Here is a 20,408-nt window from a genome sequence, read left to right as displayed (position 1 = left end):
GGGGATGGTCAGCGCGGGGCCGACCTCGAGATCCATGCGGCAAGGGTCGCACGGTCCACGCATCCGCGGGCGCTGTTCCGGACGGGCGATCACGCACGACAGTGCGATGGTGCCAGCGCTCAGCCGCCTGCCTCGCCGAGATCCCAGGCGGCGACGACGCGCGCCTCCTCCCGGCTCAGCTCCGAGAGGACGACGTAGCGCAGCGTCCGCGTCTCGTCGCGTGCCACGGAGACGGCGGGCGTCAGCGTCAGGTGAGCTCGATATCCCGATCGCCAATACGCAGGCTCATCGGCCGCGAAACCCGGCTGCGTTTCGAGCACGTCCGCGAGGCGGTCGTGGAGGGCTGTCACCACGCTGCTCGTGACGAGACGAACCGAGATGTCCCGACCAGGCCCGAACGCCGCCCGCTCGCCGAATCGGATGGGGATCGCGGTCCGCGAGAGGCCGAGGCTGCCGACGGCCTCGGCCAGGTCGCGAGGCGGCGCGTCGACGACGAAGTTGCCGGCGAGGGTCACGTGGGCTGGCCAGGAACCCCGGGAGAACGACGCGCCCGGATCGCACGCTTGAAAGAGGCCGACGATGACGAATCGGGGCCTGAGGCGAGCGTCGTCCATGCATCAAGAGTGGAGGATCCACTCGACGTCACGCCAGACCTCGGCACGAGCTAGCGGTGCCGACGGAGGTTGGCGCGGCGGATGACGGCCGTGCCGACGACGGTCACGACGACCATGACCGTGAAGATCAAGACGAAGCGCGGGACGACGTCCAGATCGAGGAACCCGATCCCGAAGGCAGAGACGAACGCGGTCACGCCGACCAGCACGAGGAACTGGCGGACCGACGGGGCGCCAGTCAGCCGCTGCTTCGCCGCGGTGTCGTCCTCGAAGCTGCGTCTGTCGTCCATGTCCCCACCGTCCCACACCCCGGCGCTTCTAGCGCAGCCCGTGCCCGCTCCGCAATGTTCTCGGATCCGTTGACACGCTCGCCGTCGTGACCCGAGGCTTCTCGCGTCGCCGGCGGACGCCCGGCCAGCAGCCGAAGAGATCGGACCCGCAATGGGACAGCACGATGACGTCGCGATCCTGGTCGGCAATGGATTGTCCATCGCCTTCAATCCCGAGCTGGAACTCCGCAGCATCACGGAGGAGGTGATGAGGCGCATCAGGGCGGCGGACGGGGACGACGTGGTCGCTGCCATGAAGGAGATCGCGGAGAACGCGCTTCCCGAGGGCGTGACGAGCGACGAGGACTTCGAGCATCTGGTCGGCGCCTTCGGCACGGAATCTCGCATGCTCGGCATGCTGGAGACTCTCGCGACGCTGACCAGCCCGAAGGACGAGGAGCTGCGCGAGGCGATCCGACGGGTCGCGTCCTTCGCCGCGCAGGTGCGCGACAACGGCGTCTCCCACGTGCTGGAGGTGATCTGCGAGCGCACCCACGCGGAGTTCGAGAAGGCCGCCGAGCTGCACGCCCTGGTCACGGCGATCCTCGAGGAGTTCCCGGGTGAGGTCGCGTTCGGGAATCTGAACTACGACACGCTGCTGCTTGCCGCGCTGCTGCACGTCGATGATGACAAGAAGCAGGTAGCGGACCTCGCCGACGGGAGGAGCACCGTCAGGGTCGAGGTCAACGACATGGAGCACAGGTACGTCCCGGCGCTGCGCCGCGAAGCAGAAGATTTTCCGCCGCATCGGCGGGTGAGGCTGCTGCATCTGCACGGTTGCCTCGCGTACTGGGAGAACCGCCAGATGGACCTGTTCGCGAAGATCCCGAAGGAGATCCTCGACGACGCGAAGCAATGGTCCGCCGTCCGCGACCGCACCACGAACGTCCGCCCCTCGGTCGTGCTGGCGAACCCCCGAGACAAGGCGCAGCACGTCAGGGAATATCCGTACAACCTCGCTTACGAGGTCTTCGAGGAGGGCCTGAAGAGCGCGACGAACTGGATCGTCATCGGCTACTCGTTCCGCGATGAACCGATCAACGGCATGCTGAGCTCCCGCTTCCTCGATCTGAAGGAGAAGCCGTCGGTGCTGGTGGTCACGCACGGCGACGGTCCGACCGACGTGGAGATCCATCGCGCGTTCGGCTGGGGCGCCGACGACGGCGATCCCTCGCCGTGGCTCACGATCTGCAGGTCAGGAGCGAACGGGCTGCAGCACACCGCGGAGTGGCAGGCCTATCTGGCGTGACGTCCAGGCCGCCTACCCCGTGAGGGTGGCCTCTCCCACCTCCGGCCGCCGCGCCGTGAGATACAGCCGATGCGCCGTGATCACCAGCGCCAGCCACGCGCCGCCGAGGAAGAAGGCGGCGAGGACGTCCGTGAACCAGTGGTGGCCGAGGTAGACGCGGGTGGCACCGATGGTCACCGCGAAGACCACGGCCACCGCGATCGAGAGCATGCGGGTCGCGCGGCGGTGCTGGCGGAGGAGGAGCAGGTAGGCGAGGATCCCGGCGATCGCGACCGCGTTCAGCGTGTGGCCGCTCGGGAACGACGGCGACGTCTCGTACGGCGGCACCGCGTCGGCGAGGTCGGGGCGGGCGCGGTCGATGATGTCCTTGCCCGCGATCGTGAGCAGCAGGGATCCGCCGCCGGCCGCGAGCACGAGGATGATCGGCGTCCACGAGCGACGCCGCACCGCGAGGAACAGCATCGTCACCACCGCGATGATCGGCATGACCACGACGCCCGCGACGTCCGTGTACGCGGTCGCCGCATCGTTCAGCCACGGCGTGCGGATGCCGATCATGAAGGCGAGGAGCGGCCGGTCGAGGCCGGCCACCCCGTCGGCGTCGGTCACGTTGTCGTAGACCTGCGCGGCGATCGCGGCGAGGCCGAACGCGAGCACGAGGCCCACCAGCAGCGTGATCACGAGGGCCGCGTACGGGCCGAGCGCCCGCACGATCCGCTGCACGAGCCGCACCAGCACGCGGCCGGCCGGGGTGGCCCAGCGGGTGAGGTCGCGGGCGCCGAGGTAGCGGTCGCGGCGGAGCTCGCCGGCGACGCCCTGGTCGGCGGGGTCGAGGGGATCGAGGGGCCTGCGCCTCGGGGTGTCGCTCATGGGGTCCTCCTGCTCGGCGGAGGGATCCGCCCCTCGACGCTACCGAGTGCCGGCCGGGGATGACCGGGGCGAGCGAGCGCGTGATGTTCGCTCGCCGGGGGGCAGTCCAAGAGAGGGAATCGCCCGCTGAGTCAGTCAGCCCGCCCTGTTACCGAGACATCCCCTGCTTCCGCGATCACCATTGGGAGACTGACGGTCGCTCCGAGGACGGTCGTATAGCTCTGCAATCCTCCCGATGCGGCGGTGAAGGAGATGATGTCGTCTTCAAGGAGACGCGTACCGGGGGTCCCGGCGACGGTGACGAGGATCGTGTCTTCCCAGAAGACCCGCGAGTAACCGGGATCCTTGGTCATGTTGACTCGGTAGGTGCCTGAGCCCGCGTCCTGGATGATGCGGCCTTCGAAGCGGTAGTAGGTGCCGATGACACTGTTTCCGGAACGGGACAGATCCTCGAAAGCCACTGGCCCCGCGGAGGCTTTGGCCGCAGCAGTCTTGGCCGCTCGTTCCTCCTCTGCGATTCGCTCTCCGCGGGCCGATACATCATCGGCCACGGCGACTCGCGCGTCGTTCAGAGCCATCGACGCGCCTCTCGCCTGCTCTTGAGCCTCGGCGAGCTCCGCAGCGGCGGCTTGGACTTCCTCTGTGCCGCGTGCCGCGGAGTCGATGTACTCGACGTCCGTCTCGGTGAGGCTCTCCTGCGCTCTGTCGACCGCACCTCTGAGCTCGACCAGGAGGGCGACATCGTCGACTTCGTCGTCTCCCGTAACGCCGGTCAGTGACTCGGCGTTGGCGATGGCACTACGAAGTCCCTCGAGCGCACTCCCATGCGAGGTCTGCGCTGACGTGTAAGCGGAGACCGCCTCCGCTTTAGCTTCGGCCCGCTCCTGGAGGACGCTGATGACGATCATCGCGATGACGACGGCGATAGTCAGAGCCAGCAAGGATGAGCCCCCGATGATCCAGGTCCGTCGAGATATCCTCTTGCGAGGCGCTGGTACCGCTTCACCTTCAGCTTCGGCAGGCACTGCTGCAACATCGAGCTCTGGGTTCTGGTCGACCATCACATTTTCTTTTCTTCGGCGAGGCGGCACGGCAATGGGCGCCATGCATGCGCGGAACAGCGCAGATGTCCACGGAACTCGTGTCGGGTCCTGACGGGCGGGTAACCCGCTAAATCATATGCGCGTGCATGAACTCCCGATGGTCCTGAGTGACCCCAGTTCGGGCGGCTCGCCTACCCGGCGGCGCAGTCCGAGCGATGCCGACCTTCCCTACCCGCAATTGGGCGAGGGCTTCACGCGAGGTTCGCTCGCCGCACGGGGGAGCCGCTGCTGCGACGCTACCGAGGCGGGGGCTCCGAAGATGCCCTCTCCCCCTCCGCCGGCACCACCGTCCCGATCTCCCACACGAACGGCGGCGGCGTGCCGTTGATGGACCAGTCGCCGACGATGCGCGCCTTGTAGACGACCGGGTTGTGGGAGGCGACCGTGCGCGCGTTGCGCCAGTGCCGATCCAGCCCGCGGGCGCGACTCGTGGCGGAGGCGCCGAGCGTGTCGAACACCCGGGTCGCCGCGCGCGGCACCGACTCCGAGAGCACCACCTGCGCCTGCGCCGAGCGGATCTCGGCGAGCACGTTCGCCTGCACGTCGGCGTCGCTCCCGGGCTCGTGCGCCGTGTCCGCCGCGGCCTGCACCGCCTCCGCGACACCCCGCACGAGCAGCCGCGCCGTGTACGCGACGGCGGAGATCTCCCCCACCACCGCCTGGATCTGCGCGTCGTCCCGCACGAGCGACGCCACCCCGTGGCTGTAGACCCGGGTGCGCTCGCGGACGGCCCGGGCCGTGTCGCGCTCCGCCGCCACCGCCACCCCGGCGAGGACGGCGAGCAGCACGAGCTGGTACAGCGCCGTCTGGTACCGGAACCGCTCGGCGAACGGCGCGACGTGGGCGGCGTCCACCTCCGCGTCCTCGAACACGATGGTGCCGGTGCCGGTGAGCTGCTGGCCGAAGCCGTCCCAGTCGTCGGAGATGCGCACGCCGGGCTGGTCGGTGCGGACGATGGCGGTCACGGGCTCGCCATCCCGGTCGGCCGTCACGTCCGTCCACGCGGCGAAGATGCTGCCCGTCGTGTAGTACTTGCGGCCGTTCAGCACCCAGCGGTCGCCGCGGCGCTCCAGCTTCGTCTGCGCCGTGCCGATCGCGCCCGAGCCGACCTCGCTCCAGGCGTTGCCGACGAGCTCGCCCGCCGCGAACCGCCGCAGCCACGCGTCGCGCTCGGGCCCGGGCGGCGCCTGCAGCCGGTCCTCGACGAACGCGATGTGGCCGCGGAGGATCTGCGGCAGGTTCGAGTCCGCGGCGGCGAGCTCCACGAGCACCTCGGCGAGCTCGGGGATGCTGAGGCCCTCGCCGCCCTGATCCACGGGCACGCGGAGACGGGACAGCCCTGCGTCGACGAGATCGCGCAGGGGCTCGACGGGCAGCTCGTGGTCGCGCTCGCGGGCGACGGCGCCCTCGGCGATGCGATCGAGCAGGGGACGGAGGCGCGCGAGGACGGCGTCGAGTCGGCGGGTCACGGGATCCTCACGTGTAGAGCGAGATCGGCTGGAGCTCGCCGGTGAGCGCGTGCGCCCCGACCTCGAGCTTCTTGTAGTCCACCGGGTCGTGGAGGGAGTGCGTGCGGACGTTCCGCCAGAAGAGGTCGAGGCCCGTCGACGACCTGGCCGAGCTGGATCCCGTGACCTCGAACACGCGGTTCGCCACCTCGACCCCCACCTCGGTGGCCACCACCTTCAGCTTCGCGACCTCGATCGCGATGCCGCCGCGCACGTCCGCCGTGACGGCGTCGCCGAGGTCGACGACCTCGTCGAACGCGCGGCCGGCCCGATCCGCCAGCGCCTCCACCGCGGCGATGCGGGATGCCAGCTCGCCCACGACGCGCTGCACGAACGGGTCGTGCCGGTACGCGTCCGCCGGGCTGAGGAACCAGCTGCCGCGTCGGCCGCGCACGAGGTCGAGGGCCTTCGCGAGGGCCCCCTCCGCGATGCCGAGGTACAGGTTGCCGAACGCGAGCTGGATCCCGGGGGTCACGAGCGTGGGGAACGGCTCGTCCGTGCCGAGGCCGAGCACGTCGGCCGGGTCGACGCGCACTCGCGTGAACCGCACGGATCCGCTCGCGGAGAGGCGCTGGCCGAGCGCGTCCCAGTCGCCCAGGTACTCGATGCCCGGGCGGTCGTGGTCGAGCGCGAACACGACGATGCGCCCGTCGAGGTCGCCGCCCGCGACGACCGCGTTCACGAGGACGACGTCGCCCGCGGACGCGCCCGTGGAGAACCGCTTGAGCCCGTCGAGCCGGTAGCCGTCGCCGTCGGGCGTGAGCCGGAGGTCGGGATCGGTCGGATTGACGGAGTCGCCCCACACCCAGCGCCCGGCGACCGTGCGGCGGTAGCCCTCCGCGCGCGTCGCCCCGGTCGCGGTGAAGCCGAGGTTGCCGGAGTTGATGTAGTGGTACGCGAGGACCTGCGCGATGGACGCATCGGTGCGCGACAGGATCCGCACGGCGAGGAACGCGGACTCCCAGTGCCCGCCTCCCCCGCCGTGCTCGGCCGGGTCGAGGAGGTTGACGAGGCCGCTGTCGCGGAGCAGGTCGAGCTCGGTCGTGGGATCCGCGTTGGCCCGGTCGCGGTCGAGGGCGTCCTCGTCGAGGGTGGCCGCGACCCGCTCGGCGACGGCCCGCCACCGCGCGAGCTCGTCGCGGGACGCGGTCCCGTGCCACGGCGAGCGCGCATCGGCTGCCGCAGCGGGCGCGGGCGCGGGCGCCGGGGCGGCGGCGGATCGGGTGGTCGTGTCGTTCATGTCAGTCCGTTCCGGGATCGGTGGTCGCGGGGAAGAGGGAGGGAGCGGTGTCGTCGGCGGCGCTCGGCGCGCCCACGTAGGCGCCGCGGTAGGCGTGCGCGGGGTGCCACTCGGGGACGACCGGGGATCCCGTGCCGTTGAGGCGGCCGCGGAGGGTGCCCTCCGGGTACTCGTCCCACACGCGTCCGCGGCGGCGCAGCTCCGGCACCAGCAGGTCGACGACCGCCTCGAACGTGCCGGGGGTGACCACGTAGGCGAGGTTGAAGCCGTCGGTGCCGCCCACCTCGATCCATCGCTCGAGCTCATCGGCGACGGTGGTCGCGCTGCCGGAGATGACCGGGCCGATGCCGCCGATGCCCACGTAGTGCGCCACGTCACGGGGCGTCCAGTCGCGATCCGGGTCGTAGCGGGTGAAGATCGCGAGCGCCGACCGGGCGGCGTCCGTGTCGACGTACTTCAGCGGCGCGTCGGGGTCGTACCCGGAGAGGTCGAGCCCGGACCAGCCGCCGTACAGGGCGAGGGCCCCGTCGAGGCTCACGTAGCCGCGGTACTCCTCGAGGAGCGCGGCCGCCGCCTCGTCGGTCTCGGCGACGATCACGGTGGCGAGCGTCAGGATCCGCACGCTGTCGCGCGGCCGGCCGATGCGCTCCGCCCGGTCCCGGATGTCGTCCGTCACCGGGCGGGTGAGCTCCGGCGTGAGGCCGTTGATGAAGATCGCCTCACCGTGCTTCGCCGCGAACTCGCGGCCCCGGGGCGATGCGCCGGCCTGGAAGACGACCGGCGTGCGCTGCGGGCTGGGCTCCGACAGGTGCACCCCGGGCACCCGGAAGTGCTCGCCCTCGTGCGCGATGGGATGCACCTTCGCGGGATCCGTGTAGACGCCGCGCTCACGATCCACCACCACGGCGTCGTCCTCCCACGAGCCCTCCCACAGCTTGTACGCGACGTCGAGGAACTCGTCGCCGATGCCGTAGCGGTCATCGTGCCCGATCTGCGTCTCGAGGCCGAGGTTGCGGGCGGCGGAGTCGAGGTAGCTCGTGACGACGTTCCAGCCGATGCGTCCGCCGGTGAAGTGGTCGAGGGTCGAGAAGCGGCGCGCGAGCGCGTACGGCAGCTCGTAGGTGGACGCCACGGTGAGGCCGAAGCCGAGGTGCCGGGTGGCGTGCGCCATGGCGGAGACCTGCACGACGGGATCCCCCACGGGGATCTGCGCGGAGTCCTCCAGCGCCGGGGCCGCCGAGTGCCGGTACACGTCGTAGACGCCCACCACGTCCGCGATGAAGAGGGCGTCGAAGGTGCCGCGCTCCAGGAGCCGGGCGAGGTCGACCCAGTAGTCGAGCGAGTTGTAGCGGTGGGCCTGGTTGGCGGGATGCCGCCACAGACCAGGCGCCTGGTGCGTCACGCAGCTCATGTCGAACGCGTTGAGGATGATGCGGGATGCCATCGGGCTCCGTCCTTCCCCCGGTGCGGGCGCGTGGCTGTCCGGGGAGACGGCCACGCGGCCGGCCCCGTCAGCGGAGCCGTGCGGCCCGAAGGTAGCCGCGCGCCGCCGCCGCCCGGAAGGGCCGCCGCAACACGGCGACACGTGCCGCGACACGGTTCGTCACACCGTGACGCCGTCCTACGCCGGGCCTCCCGCTGGCGCGCCGGACGCCCTACCTTCCTCAGCAGCGGAGGCGCCGACGCCCTCCGATCCGTCCGACCCACGAGGGGAACCCATGTCCCACATCCGCTCCCGCCGCGGGCACCGCGCGCGCCGCCTCGTGCTCGCCGCCGGTGTCGCGGCCGCCGCCCTCGCCCTGTCGGCGTGCTCCGGCGACTCCGCCGACGCGGGCTCGGCCGACGGCGACATCACGGGCCAGGAGCTCACCGTCCTCATGATCTCCTCCCACGAGGGCGCGGCGAAGTGGCTCGCAGCCGAGTTCGAGAAGGAGACGGGGGCGAAGATCACGCCCGTCATCGTCCCGTACGACGAGATCGGGTCGAAGCTCGCGCTCGACCAGCAGTCCGGCGCCGACACCATCGACGTGGCCGCGCCCTGGTACACGTCCCTCGGCGACCTGGCGGCCGACGGCGCGATCCAGGACATCACCGACCGGGTCGACGGCGACCCCTCGATCGACGTGGGGGACTTCATCCCCTCCATCTGGGAGCCGTACACCCAGGTCGACGGGCGCACCTACGGCCTGCCCTTCGACGGCGACACGCACGTGCTCTTCTACAACAAGGAGATCCTGGCGCGGAACGGCTTCACGGAGCCGCCGAGGACGTGGGACGAGTACCTCCAGCAGGTCACCACCATCACCGCGAACGAGAAGGCGAACGGGGTCTACGGCGCCGCCGTGTTCGGGCAGAAGTCGCCCCTGATCCTCGGCGCGAGCTTCGCGAACCGGCTCGCGGGCTTCGGCGGCTCCTTCCTCGACGCGGACGGGCGGCCCACGATCGACAGCCCGCAGGCGGTCGCCGCCGCGCAGGCCCTCGTCGACGTGCAGGACCAGGCGCTGCCCACGCCCGCCGAGACCGACTTCGGCGCGGGGAACAGCGCGTGGTTCGCCGGGAAGGTCGCCTTCATCGAGAACTGGACCGACCTCGGCGTCCGCAGCGAGGATCCGTCGTCGGGCTCCCAGGTCGCGGGCAAGTGGGGCGTCACCCTGCTGCCCACCGGAGGGGCGAACACGACGCCGCGGGCCTCGCTCGTCGCCGGGTTCAGCTGGGTCGTCGCCGCGAACACGCAGAAGACCGCGCTCGCCGAGAGGTTCATCACGTGGGCGTCGTCGTCGGAGGTGAACGCGAAGCTCCTCACCGCGTCGCCGCCCACGGGCATCGATCCCAACCGCGTCTCCTCGCTCGAGGACCCGACCTACGGCGCCCAGTTCCCGCAGATCCAGCAGGTGAACCGCGCGACCCTCGACGGCGCGCTCGCGTGGCCGACGGGCAAGAACGCCACCGAGGCCGCGCAGGTGCTCACGGACGAGCTCGCGAAGCTGCTCGCCGGCGAGGGCGGGACCGCGCAGGAGACGCTGGACCGGGTGCAGGCGAAGTGGGAAGAGCTCCTCGAGTGAGCGTCGCGATCGCCCCGAAGACGCGGTCGCCGCGGGAGTCGGGGCCGACCTGGGAGTCGGGGTCGCCCCGGGAGCGGGCGCCGCGGATCCCCCGGGCACGCCGTCGCGGACGCGGCACCTGGCCGCGGCGCGTCTTCGTCGCCCCCGCGGTGCTCGCGCTCGTCGTGCTCGGCGGGTACCCGCTCGTGTTCATCGCGCTCGCCGCCCTCACCGAGTCGAGCCTCGGGCGGCCGTTCCAGGAGTTCGTCGGCACCGCGACCTTCGCCGACGTCCTGGCGGAGGGCGACACGACCGCGGCGCTCGTGCGCGGCGTCGTCCACGCGCTCCTCGTCACCGCCGTGAGCCTCGTGCTCGGGGTGGCGACGGCGGTGGCGCTGTGGCGGTCGGTGCACGCGGGCGCCGTGGTGCGCACCCTGCTGCTGCTCCCGATGATCACCCCGCCCGTCGTGGTGGGCGTGCTCTGGAAGCTCGTCTTCGCGCCGAACGGCGGGCTGGTGGACGTGCTCGTGACCGCCGTGGTGCCCGGGGGCGCATCCCTCTCGGTGCTGTCGCAGCCCGTGACCGCCTTCCTCGGCGTCGCGCTCGCGGACGTCTGGGAGTGGACGCCGCTCATCGTCCTGCTCGTGTTCGCGGCGCTCATCGGCCAGGATCCGGCGGTCGGCGAGGCCGCCGCGCTCGACGGCGCGCACGGCCTGCGGCTGTTCCGCAGCATCACCCTCCCCGCGATCGCGGGCACCGTCGCGGCGGTCGCCCTCATCCGCCTGGTGCTGGCGTTCAAGCTGTTCGACCTCGTCTACATCCTCACCTCGGGCGGGCCGGGACAGGCGACGACCGTGCCCGCCTACCTCATCTGGCAGGCGGCCCTGCAGCACTTCGACGTCGGTCGGGCGTCCGTCATCACGCTGCTGCTCGCCGTGGTCGTGACGGTCGTCACGCTCCCCGTCGTCGCCATCACCCGGAGGCTCCACGATGCCTGACGCGCCCGTCCGCGCCGCCCGTCCGCGATCCGTCCGACGCCCCGGCGCGCGGCGCCGCTCCCGCGGGGCCGACCTGTGGCTGGCCCTCTCCCTCGCCGCCGCCCTCGTGCCGCTGGCGTACCTGCTGTCGGTGTCGCTCATGTCGCAGGGCCAGGTGTCCGCCGGGATCCTCGTGCCGACGGACCCCAGCTGGGGCAACTGGGCGGCCGCGCTCGCCGGCTCCGGCCTGCCCCGCGGGATCCTCAACTCCCTCGTCACGTCCCTCGCCGCGTCCGCCCTCACGCTGCTTTTCGCGCTCCCCGCCGCGTGGGCGATGGCCCGGCACCGCACGGGAGGCCGGGCGCTCGCCGGGCTCGTGCTCAGCCCGTGGCTGCTGCCGCCGATCGTCGCGATCGTGCCGGTGTTCACGCTGCTGCGGATCCTGCACCTCAACAACACGCTCACCGGCCTGACGCTCGTCTACGCGCTCGCGAACACCGCGGTGGCCGTCTGGCTGCTCGAGGGCTTCGTGCGCCGCATCCCCGTGGAGCTCGACGAGGCCGCGCAGCTCGACGGCGCCGGCGAGTGGCGCGTGCTCGCCAGCATCGTCACCCCGATGCTCACGCCCGCCCTCGTGTCGGTCGGCGTGATCGTGGCGGTGCTCGACTACGACGAGTTCCTGTTCGCCACGTTCCTCACGCAGGGGCACACCGCGCAGACCTTCCCCGTGGTCCTGTCGCTCATGCTGGGCGAGCGCGTGCAGGACTTCGGCAAGATCGCGGCCGCGTCCCTCATCGGCGTGATCCCGCTGTTCGCCGCCGCGACGGTCCTCCAGCGCCGGCTCGTGGCGGGCCTCACGGGCGGATCCGTCGACGCGGGCGCGCACGCTGCCCGCCGCATCCGCCGCGCTCCGGCCCGCTGAGCGCACGGCTCCGGACGGAGGACGCGCCACGTAAGACCGGGTCGTCGTGGCCCATGCGCGAAGCTGGTCCCGGCCGCGGACGACCCGCCGCCCACCCGCGAGGAGGACCCGGATGATCACCCTGACCGCCGCATCCGCCATGGCCGTCGTCGCCCTCGGCATGGTCCTCACGCCGGGCCCGAACATGATGTACCTGGTCTCGCGCAGCATCAGCCAGGGCCGTCGCGCGGGACTCGTCTCGCTGGCCGGCACCGGCGTGGGCTTCGTCGTCTACATGACCATGGCCAACGTCGGCCTGGCCGCCGTCTTCGTCGTGGTGCCGTGGCTCTACACGGGACTCAAGGTCGCCGGGGCGGCGTACCTGCTGTGGCTGGCGTGGTCCACGCTCCGCCCGGGCGGCGCCTCCGTCTTCGACATGCGCGACCTGCCGCGCGACTCCTCCGCGAAGCTCTTCCGCATGGGGCTCGTCACCAACCTGCTCAACCCGAAGGCCGCGATCATGTACCTCGCGCTCATCCCGCAGTTCGTCGACCGGGCCGCGGGCGATGTCGTCGCGCAGGGCTTCCAGCTCGGGGCGGTGCAGATCGCGGTGAGCCTCGCGGTGAACGCGGGCATCGTCCTCGCGGCCGGCTCGATCGCCGTCTTCCTGCGAGGCCGACCCCGGTGGATGCGCTGGCAGCGTTGGGCCACCGGCGGGCTCCTCGGCGCGGTCGGCGTGAAGCTCGCCATCGAGGCGCCGGCGCCGGCCTAGGGCCCGAGCGGGACGACGGTCACCGCGGATCCCCCGCCGCCCCCGCCGCGAACGACCGCGCCGCGCGCGTCACCGCTTCCGACAGCGCGCGCATCGCCGGGGTCTCCACGCGGCGGGCGAGCGACGCGAGGTAGATGGTGCGGGCTGGGATCCGGTCGGCCGGCCGGAACGACACCGCCCGCACGTCGTCCCGGTGCGACGCGAGCGCGAGCCGCGGCGCCATCGCGATGCCGACGCCCGCCGCCACCATCGCCTGCACCTCCTGGTAGTCGTACGCCTCGTACGCGACCTCCGGCCGGATGCCCGCCGCCGCGCAGCTGCGGTAGAGCACGTCGGCCGCCGGGTGCCCGCCGTTGCGCGTGATCCACGACTCCTTCCGCAGCGACTTGAGCGACACCCCGTCGCGGATGGGGCTGTCGACCGCGACGAGCAGCATGGTCTCGTCCTCCACGAGCTTCCGCAGCGCGAGGTGCTTCTCGGCCTCCTCGGTCCACGCGTAGCTCCACAGCAGCGCGAGCTCCACCTCGCCGGAGCTGAGCTTGTCGATGAGCTCGGGCCGCAGCGCCGACTGCACGCGGATCTCGATGCCCGGCCACGCCGCGTGCGCGTCCTTGAGCGCGTCCGCCAGCAGCGACGCGCTCACGGTGGGGAAGGACCCGAGCCGCACGGTGCCGTGCTCGAGCCCGCGGATCGCCTCGAGCTCGCCCTCGGCGGCCCGCAGCTCGCGCCGCACCGTGCGCGCCTTCGCGGCGAGCACCTGGCCCGCCTCGGTCAGCCGCATGCCGCGCGGGAGGCGGTCGAGCACGGGCTGGCCGATGAGCTGCTCGAGCTTCGCGATGCGCTGCGACGCCGCCGAGGTGGTCATCCGTGAGCGGGCCGCGCCGCCCGTCAGCGTGCCGGTGTCGACCACGTCGAGCAGCAGGTCGAGCGTGACGAGGTCGAAGGAGGCCATGCGCCGACTTTAGCGGAGCTGAACGGGGTCGTAGCAGATCGAGCTTCTCCTTGACCCTCCGCGTTCGTAGCGTGAGCACATCGACGACGACCAGGAGGCCTCGTGAGCATCCCCGCCACCCTCATGCGCGGAGGGACCAGCAAGTGCTGGCTCTTCGACCGCGACGCCGTCCCGGCCGACCGGGACGCGCTCGCCGAGCTCCTCATCGAGCTGTTCGGCGCCGACGACCCGCGCCAGCTCGACGGCGTCGGCGGCGGCACGTCGGTCACGTCGAAGGCCGTGATCGTGGGACGGAGCGACGAGCCGGGCATCGACGTCGATTACCTCTTCGCGCAGGTCGCGATCGGCGCGCACGTCGTGGAGTGGGGCAGCAACTGCGGCAACTGCGCCACGGCCGTCGCCCAGTGGTCGGTCGAGCGGTTCGAGCTGGCGGACGCCGGAGACGCGGCCACCACCGTCCGGATGCGGAACCTCAACACCTCCGCCGTCGTCGTCGCCCAGGTCGCGGGCGCACGGGACGCCGAGGTCTCGGTGCCCGGCGTCCGCGGATCCGGCACCGCCGTCGACCTCGCGTTCGTCGACCCGGCCGGATCCACCACCGGCTCCCTCTTCCCCACCGGCTCGGTGCGCGAGCAGCTCGTCGTCGACGGCACCGCCTACGAGGTGACGATGGCCGACGCGGGCGCGCCCGTCGTGCTGCTCGCCGCGGCCGACCTCGGGCTGCCGGCCGCCGCGACCGAGATCGAGATCCTCGCCGCCGTGCCGCTGCTGCGCCGGATCCGCGCGCACGCCGCCGTCGCCATGGGCATCGCGCCGAGCGTCGCCGAGGCGGGCGACGCCGTGCCCAAGGTGGGCGTCGTCGGCCCGGCGGTCGACCACGTGACCACGCTCGGCGACCAGGTGCGCGCGGCCGACCACGACGTCTCCGTGCGCATGCTCTCGATGAACGCGGCGCATCCCACCATCGGCCTCACGAGCGCCGTCGCCCTGGCCCTGGCGGCCCGCGAGCCCGGCACCGTGCTCGAGCGCGTGGGCGTGGATCCGGCGACCGCACCGCTGCGCCTCGGCACCCTCGGCGGCCCGCTCCGCGCCGGCGTCGAGGTCGACTCCTCCGGCACGCGGGTCCTGCTCCAGCGGGCGGCCCGCCGCCTCGCGGACTCCGAGCTCCTCACGCACCACGAACCCATCCCGCTCGCCCCCACCCGCTGACGCGTCCCGCGTCCGCGATCACCAGGAGAAGACAGTGTCGTCTATCGAGATCATCCCCCTCATCGGCCTCGTCGTGATGTTCGTCATCGCGACGGTGTTCCCGATCAACATCGGCTTCCTCGGCTTCATCGGCGCCTTCCTCGTCGGCGCCATCGCGTTCGGCTACGACGACAAGGAGATCCTCGAGGTCTTCCCGTCGTCGATCGTGCTCACGATCATCGGCGTCACCTACTTCTTCGGCATGGCGAAGCAGAACGGCACCATCGACCTGATGGTGAGCGCCTGCATCCGGGCCGTGCGCGGGAAGGTCTACCTCATCCCGTGGGTCTTCTTCCTGGTGGCCGCGTTCCTCACGTCGCTCGGCACGTTCAGCCCGGCCGCGGTCGCGCTCATCGCCCCGGCCGCCATGAGCTTCGCGGGCCGCACGCGCATGAGCCCGCTCGTGATGGGGATCATGACCATCAACGGCGCGCACGCCGGCGCCTTCTCGCCCATCTCCGTCTCGGGCGTGCTGGTGCGCGACATCGTGGAGGGCAACGGCCTCGCCATCGACCCGTGGCAGCTGTTCTTCTCCAGCTTCGGGATCAACACGCTCCTGTCGGTGCTGACGGTCGCCGCCTACGCCGTCACGAGCCGCGTGAAGACGCTGGAGTACACGGCCACCGGCAGCGTCATGACCGTCGAGGACGACACGGTCGACGCCGACCACGTGCCGCTCACCCGGGTGCGGATGCTGACGCTCGCGCTCATCGCCGCGATCCTGGTGGTCGTGCTCGTGGGGCACCAGCCGATCAGCTTCGTGGCCATCGCGGCCGGCGTGCTCCTCTCCTTCACGGACCTGAAGAACACGAGCCGCTCGATCGCCGGCATCAGCTGGCCCACCGTGCTGCTGGTGGGCGGCATGGTCACCTACATCGCGATGCTCCAGGAGCTCGGCGTGATCGACGACCTCGCCGACATGGCCCTGCTCATCGGCGCCCCCGTGATCGTGGCGCTCGTGCTCTGCTACGTGATCGGCCTGTCCTCGGCCTTCGCCTCCTCCACCGCACTGCTCGCGGCGATCATCCCCCTGTCCCTCCCGCTGCTGCAGCTCGGCGAGCTGCCCGTGGTGGGCGTGGTCGCGGCGCTCTCGATCGCGGCCACCGTCGTCGACGTCTCGCCCTTCTCCACGAACGGCGCGCTCGTGCTGGCGAACGCGCAGGGCATCGATCGGAACGTCTTCTACCGGCAGCTGCTGCTCAACGCGGGAGCGGTGGTGGCCGTCGCGCCGCTCATCTGCTGGGTGCTGCTGGTGGTCGTGCCGAACGCCTTCGCCTGATCCGACCGCGCGCGCACCTCCCGCCGCGTGGCGGGAGGAGGGAGAGTGGAGCATGACCGCACCGATCCGCATCGCCGTCCTCGACGACTACCAGGGCGTCTCCGCGCGTCTCGCCGACTGGGGCGCGATCCCCGGAGCCGAGGCGACGGCGTTCCGGGAGCACCTCGGATCCACCGAGGAGGTGGTCGCAGCGCTGCGGCCCTTCGACGTGGTCGTGGCCATGCGCGAGCGGACCCGGTTCGACGAGGCCGTGCTCTCTGCCCTCCCGGCGCTCCGGCTGCTCGTGACCACCGGCCGCGCGAACGCCGCCATCGACCTGGAGGCGGCGGCGCGCGCCGGGATCCTGGTGTCGAGCGGCGCGACCGGCGGCACCTCGGGCGCGGCCGAGCTGACGTGGGCGCTGATCCTCGCGACGCTGCGGCACGTGACCGAGGAGGACCGCCGCGTGCGCGACGGCGTCTGGCAGGGCACCATCGGCGGCGACCTCCAGGGGCGTCGGCTCGGCATCGTCGGGCTCGGGGCGATCGGCGCGCGCGTCGCCCGGGTCGCGCTCGCGTTCGACATGGAGGTGGCGGCGTGGAGCCGGCACCTGGATCCGGAGCGGGCGCGCGGCCTCGGCGTGATCCCGGTGGGCAAGGACGAGCTGGTCGCCACTGCCGACGTGCTCAGCGTGCACGCCAAGCTCGACGCTGCGTCCGTAGGCCTCATCGGCGCGCGCGACATCGCGGCGATGAAGCCCACGGCGATCCTCGTCAACACCGCGCGCGGCCCGCTCGTCGACGAGGCCGCGCTGCTCGCCGCCCTGCACGCGGGCCGGATCGGCGGGGCGGGGCTCGACGTCTTCGACCGCGAGCCGCTGCCCGCCGACTCGCCGTGGCGACAGGCACCGCGCACGGTCCTCACGCCGCACCTCGGCTACGTGACGGAGGACGCCTATCGCCGCTTCTTCGCCGAGGCGCAGGAGAGCGTGGCCGCGTGGGTCGCGGGCGCGCCGATCCGGCTGCTCGGCTGATCAACCCCGGCGGGCCTTCCCGGTCGGTCTGCCGGATCCGAGCACGAACCGCACCAGCCGCGTCACGCTATCCGCGTGGTCGGTCTCGCGGCCGAGCACCCGCAGCACGATGACGCCGAGGATCGCCTGGCCGAGCTCGTCGACGGGCGCGTGGGCGGGGAGCTGGCCCGCGCGGATCCCCGAGGCGAGCCGCTCCGAGAGGTCGCGGTCGACGCCGAGGCTCGCGCCGAGGTGGTCGCCGACCGCCTCGTCCTCGGCCGCCGCGGCGACCAGCGAGCGGACGAGCGGCCCGCCGCCGGGCGCGTCGAGCACGGCCAGCACATCGGTGAGCCAGCGCTCGATGTCGGCGAGCAGGTCGCCCGTGTCCGGCACGGCGAACTCCACCGGGATCAGCCGGCCCTCGGTCATGCACTCGGCGATGAGCGCGCCGCGCGACGGCCACCACCGGTAGATCGTCTGCTTGCCGACGCCGGCCTCCTTGGCGACGCCCTCGATCGTGAGGTGGTCGTAGCCGACGGCGTGGATGAGGCGCACGGTCGCGCCGAGGATCGCCTCGCGGGCCGCCTCGCTGCGGAGCCGCCCGGACCTGTGCTCGTTCATCCGGTCAGGGTAGCTCCAGGGACTAGACGAGACGTAGCGTATCGTCGAAGCGTCTGAAGGAGATGACATGGCGTCAGTGCTGTACCGGCTCGGTTCGATGGCCGCGCGTCGCGCGTGGCTCGTGATCGTCTCGTGGGTGGTGATCCTCGGGATCGGCGTGGGCTCGTTCCTCGCGTTCGCCGGCACCCTCGGCAACAGCTTCGACATCCCGGGCACGGCCTCCGGCGCCGTCACCGACGAGCTCGCGCAGACGCTGCCCGACACCGCGGGCGGCACCGGCACGGTCGTCTACCGGACCACCGACGGCTCGGCCTTCACCGACCAGCAGAAGGCCGACATCTCGGCGCTGGCCGCGAGCGCGGGCGACCTCCCGGGCGTCGCGCGCGTCGTGGATCCGTTCGCCGTCACCCAGCAGCGCGCCGACCAGGCCGCGCAGCTCTCCAGCGGCGAGGAGCAGATCACCGCGGGCCGCACGCAGCTCGACCAGGCGCAGCAGCAGCTCGACGCCGGGAAGGCGCAGCTCGAGGCGGGCCAGCAGCAGCTCGCCGCCGCGCGCCAGCAGGCCGAGGCCGCGGGGGCGCCCGCCGCGCAGATCGCCGCGCTCGACGCGCAGCAGGCCCAGCTCGACCAGCAGACCCAGGCCCTCCAGCAGCAGCAGTCGACCGTCGACTCCTCGCGCACGCAGCTCGAGGCGGGCGCCGAGCAGGCCGAGCTCGGCCGCACGCTCCTCGGCCTCACGGACGGCATCGGCGTCGTCTCGGACGACGGCTCGACCGCCATCGTCAACGTGTCCTTCACGGATCCGCGCCTCGAGCTCTCCGAGGAGACCAAGCAGGCCGCCATCGCGCACTTCGAGGACGCGCCCGTCGCCGGCACGAGCGTCGACTTCGCGACCGACCTCGCGCAGGGCGTGCCCGAGATCTTCGGCATCGGCGAGGTCGTCGGCCTCGTGTTCGCGGCCATCGTGCTCATCGTGATGCTCGGCACGCTCATCGCCGCGTCGCTGCCCATCGTCACCGCGGTGGTGGGCGTGGGCGTCGGCGTCACGGCGTCGCTCGCCTTCTCCGGGCTCGTCGACATGGCGTCGGTGACCCCGGTGCTGGGCGTGATGCTCGGCCTCGCGGTCGGCATCGACTACTCCCTCTTCATCGTCAACCGGCACCGCAAGCAGCTCCTCGGCGGCACGGGCGTGCGCGAGTCGATCGGGCTCGCCACCGGCACGTCGGGTACGGCGGTCGTGTTCGCGGGATCCACCGTGATCGTCGCGCTCCTCGCCCTCAACATCACGGGCGTGCCGTTCCTCGCGCTGATGGGCACGGTCGGCGCGGTCTGCGTGCTCGTCGCCGTGCTGGTCGCGATCACCCTCACGCCCGCGGTGCTCGGTCTCGCCGGCATGCGCGTGCTCCGGAAGCGCGATCGCGCGCGCGTCGGCGCCGGCCACGAGCGCCACCCGCACGGGGCGCCGACGACGCTGAAGCCCATGTCGAACGCGCGCGCCGTGCTCACGGTGGTGGGCGCGGTCGTCGCCCTGCTCGTGGTCGCGATCCCGAGCCTGTCGATGCGGCTCGGCCTGCCCGACGGATCCAGCGAGCCGGCCGGATCCACTAGCCAGCAGGCCTTCTCCACGGTCGCCGCCGAGTTCGGCGAGGGCGCCAACGGACCGCTGCTCGTGGTCGCCGACGTGCCTTCCGGTGTCTCCGAGGGCGACCTCCTCGCCACCCAGGTCGAGGTCGCGCAGGCGCTGCACGACCTCGACGACGTGGTCGCCGTCGCGCCCGTCGCGAACACCGACGACGGCACCGTGCTCGCGTTCCAGGTGCTCCCGACCGAGGGCCCGAACAGCGCGTCGACCGAGCAGCTGGTGCAGGACATCCGCGCCATGCCCGCGCTCGAGGGCGGCATCACGCTCGGCGTCGCCGGGCAGGCCGCCACGAACATCGACATCTCCGAGGCGCTGGCCGCGGTGCTGCCGCTCTACCTGCTCGTGGTCGTGGGGCTGTCGCTGCTGATCCTGATCGTGGTGTTCCGCTCGATCCTCCTGCCGCTCATCGCGACGGGCGGGTTCGTGCTGTCGCTGTTCGCGACCTACGGCCTCATCGTCGCGGTGTTCCAGTTCGGCTGGGGCGCGAGCCTCATCGGGCTGGAGAGTTCGGGGCCGATCCTGAGCTTCCTGCCGGTGATCCTCGTCGGGATCCTGTTCGGCCTCGCCATGGACTACCAGCTCTTCCTCGCGAGCGGCATGCGCGAGGCGTACGTGCACGGAGCCGAGGCGCGGCTCGCGGTGGTGCAGGGGTTCCGGGCCGGGCGCGCGGTCGTCACGGCGGCGGCGCTCATCATGGTGTCGGTGTTCGGCGGGTTCGTGTTCTCGGAGTCGACCATCATCCGGTCCATCGGCTTCGGCCTCGCGTTCGGCGTGCTCCTCGACGCGTTCGTGGTGCGGATGCTGCTGATGCCCGCGCTCATGCACCTGCTCGGCCGCTCGGCCTGGTGGCTGCCGCGCTGGCTGGATCGGATCCTGCCGGACGTCGACATCGAGGGCGCGGCGCTGGAGCGGACGCACCCGCACGCGGCGCCGACGACGGCCGGGGCTCCCGCGACGGAGCTCCCCGCGACCGAGCTGCCCGGCGGGCTGCCGGCCGACGGCGGGCATGGCGCGCACGCGGCGCCGCCCACGGCGTCGACCGTCCGGGCCGAGACGGAGGCCGCGCGGGAC

At 72.2% G+C, this 20,408-nt stretch carries 18 protein-coding genes; 9 read left to right on the top strand and 9 right to left on the bottom strand.

Going from position 1 to position 20,408, the window contains the following annotated elements; translation table 11 throughout:
* Positions 1–119 precede the first annotated feature (119 nt).
* The gene (locus AWH51_RS06385; RefSeq protein ID WP_063071268.1) at positions 120–614 is read right to left on the bottom strand and encodes a 2'-5' RNA ligase family protein; all 495 of its coding nucleotides are present in this window, start codon (positions 612–614) and stop codon (positions 120–122) included.
* A gap of 50 nt (positions 615–664) precedes the next feature.
* A complete protein-coding gene (locus AWH51_RS06380; RefSeq protein WP_063071267.1) occupies positions 665–904 on the bottom strand; it encodes a hypothetical protein in 240 nt (79 codons plus the stop codon).
* Between the two features lie 151 nt (positions 905–1,055).
* On the opposite strand from AWH51_RS06380, the gene AWH51_RS06375 reads away from it, so the two are divergent.
* Complete coding sequence (locus tag AWH51_RS06375) at positions 1,056–2,192, top strand: SIR2 family protein (RefSeq protein WP_063071266.1); 1,137 nt, start codon at positions 1,056–1,058, stop codon at positions 2,190–2,192.
* 12 nt (positions 2,193–2,204) lie between these two features.
* Here the strand turns inward: AWH51_RS06375 and AWH51_RS06370 are convergent, their stop codons facing one another.
* The 5 genes from AWH51_RS06370 to AWH51_RS06350 form a co-directional block, all read right to left on the bottom strand.
* A complete protein-coding gene (locus AWH51_RS06370) occupies positions 2,205–3,062 on the bottom strand; it encodes a phosphatase PAP2 family protein (RefSeq protein ID WP_063071265.1) in 858 nt (285 codons plus the stop codon).
* A 131-nt stretch (positions 3,063–3,193) separates the two neighbouring features.
* Positions 3,194–4,123: a hypothetical protein gene (locus AWH51_RS06365; RefSeq protein WP_131798108.1), complete on the bottom strand. Its 930-nt coding sequence runs from the start codon at positions 4,121–4,123 to the stop codon at positions 3,194–3,196.
* Between the two features lie 278 nt (positions 4,124–4,401).
* A complete protein-coding gene (locus AWH51_RS06360) occupies positions 4,402–5,634 on the bottom strand; it encodes an acyl-CoA dehydrogenase family protein (protein ID WP_063071263.1) in 1,233 nt (410 codons plus the stop codon).
* 7 nt (positions 5,635–5,641) lie between these two features.
* Entirely contained in the window at positions 5,642–6,913 is a 1,272-nt protein-coding gene (locus AWH51_RS06355) for an acyl-CoA dehydrogenase family protein (protein ID WP_081234929.1), read from the bottom strand.
* A 1-nt stretch (position 6,914) separates the two neighbouring features.
* On the bottom strand, positions 6,915–8,357 hold the full coding sequence (locus AWH51_RS06350) for an LLM class flavin-dependent oxidoreductase (protein WP_063071262.1): 1,443 nt from the start codon (positions 8,355–8,357) through the stop codon (positions 6,915–6,917).
* A 274-nt stretch (positions 8,358–8,631) separates the two neighbouring features.
* On the opposite strand from AWH51_RS06350, the gene AWH51_RS06345 reads away from it, so the two are divergent.
* The 4 genes from AWH51_RS06345 (at position 8,632) to AWH51_RS06330 (ending at position 12,604) form a co-directional block, all read left to right on the top strand.
* A complete protein-coding gene (locus AWH51_RS06345) occupies positions 8,632–9,975 on the top strand; it encodes an ABC transporter substrate-binding protein (RefSeq protein ID WP_063071261.1) in 1,344 nt (447 codons plus the stop codon).
* On the top strand, positions 9,972–10,952 hold the full coding sequence (locus tag AWH51_RS06340) for a carbohydrate ABC transporter permease (RefSeq protein WP_254654496.1): 981 nt from the start codon (positions 9,972–9,974) through the stop codon (positions 10,950–10,952). Before AWH51_RS06345 ends, AWH51_RS06340 begins: the two co-directional genes overlap by 4 nt.
* The gene (locus AWH51_RS06335; protein ID WP_063071260.1) at positions 10,945–11,853 is read left to right on the top strand and encodes a carbohydrate ABC transporter permease; all 909 of its coding nucleotides are present in this window, start codon (positions 10,945–10,947) and stop codon (positions 11,851–11,853) included. The genes AWH51_RS06340 and AWH51_RS06335 overlap by 8 nt, the downstream gene beginning before the upstream one ends.
* 112 nt (positions 11,854–11,965) lie before the next feature.
* Positions 11,966–12,604, top strand: a complete 639-nt coding sequence (locus AWH51_RS06330; protein ID WP_063071259.1) for a LysE family translocator — start codon at positions 11,966–11,968, stop codon at positions 12,602–12,604.
* 19 nt (positions 12,605–12,623) lie between these two features.
* Here AWH51_RS06330 and AWH51_RS06325 read toward each other — a convergent pair whose 3' ends face one another.
* The gene (locus tag AWH51_RS06325; RefSeq protein WP_063071258.1) at positions 12,624–13,556 is read right to left on the bottom strand and encodes a LysR substrate-binding domain-containing protein; all 933 of its coding nucleotides are present in this window, start codon (positions 13,554–13,556) and stop codon (positions 12,624–12,626) included.
* A 102-nt stretch (positions 13,557–13,658) separates the two neighbouring features.
* Between AWH51_RS06325 and AWH51_RS06320 the strand changes: the two genes are divergently transcribed.
* From AWH51_RS06320 to AWH51_RS06310, 3 genes are read left to right on the top strand one after another with little or no spacing between them, the layout of a single operon-like run.
* A complete protein-coding gene (locus AWH51_RS06320; protein WP_063071257.1) occupies positions 13,659–14,765 on the top strand; it encodes a PrpF domain-containing protein in 1,107 nt (368 codons plus the stop codon).
* A gap of 34 nt (positions 14,766–14,799) precedes the next feature.
* Positions 14,800–16,083, top strand: coding sequence for an SLC13 family permease (locus AWH51_RS06315; RefSeq protein ID WP_063071256.1), 1,284 nt, complete (start codon positions 14,800–14,802; stop codon positions 16,081–16,083).
* Between the two features lie 52 nt (positions 16,084–16,135).
* Complete coding sequence (locus AWH51_RS06310; RefSeq protein WP_175345475.1) at positions 16,136–17,095, top strand: D-2-hydroxyacid dehydrogenase family protein; 960 nt, start codon at positions 16,136–16,138, stop codon at positions 17,093–17,095.
* Here the strand turns inward: AWH51_RS06310 and AWH51_RS06305 are convergent, their stop codons facing one another.
* Positions 17,096–17,695: a TetR/AcrR family transcriptional regulator gene (locus AWH51_RS06305; RefSeq protein WP_063071255.1), complete on the bottom strand. Its 600-nt coding sequence runs from the start codon at positions 17,693–17,695 to the stop codon at positions 17,096–17,098.
* Between the two features lie 67 nt (positions 17,696–17,762).
* Here AWH51_RS06305 and AWH51_RS06300 point away from each other — a divergent pair.
* Positions 17,763–20,408: MMPL family transporter (locus AWH51_RS06300; RefSeq protein WP_081234931.1), on the top strand; the 2,646-nt coding region annotated here is incomplete at its 3' end.

Source organism: Clavibacter tessellarius (assembly GCF_001618005.1).
GTDB classification, from domain to species: Bacteria; Actinomycetota; Actinomycetes; order Actinomycetales; family Microbacteriaceae; genus Clavibacter; species Clavibacter tessellarius_A.
The sequence above is the reverse complement of the archived record's forward strand: the minus strand, read 5'-3'. Positions and strand labels throughout refer to the sequence as shown.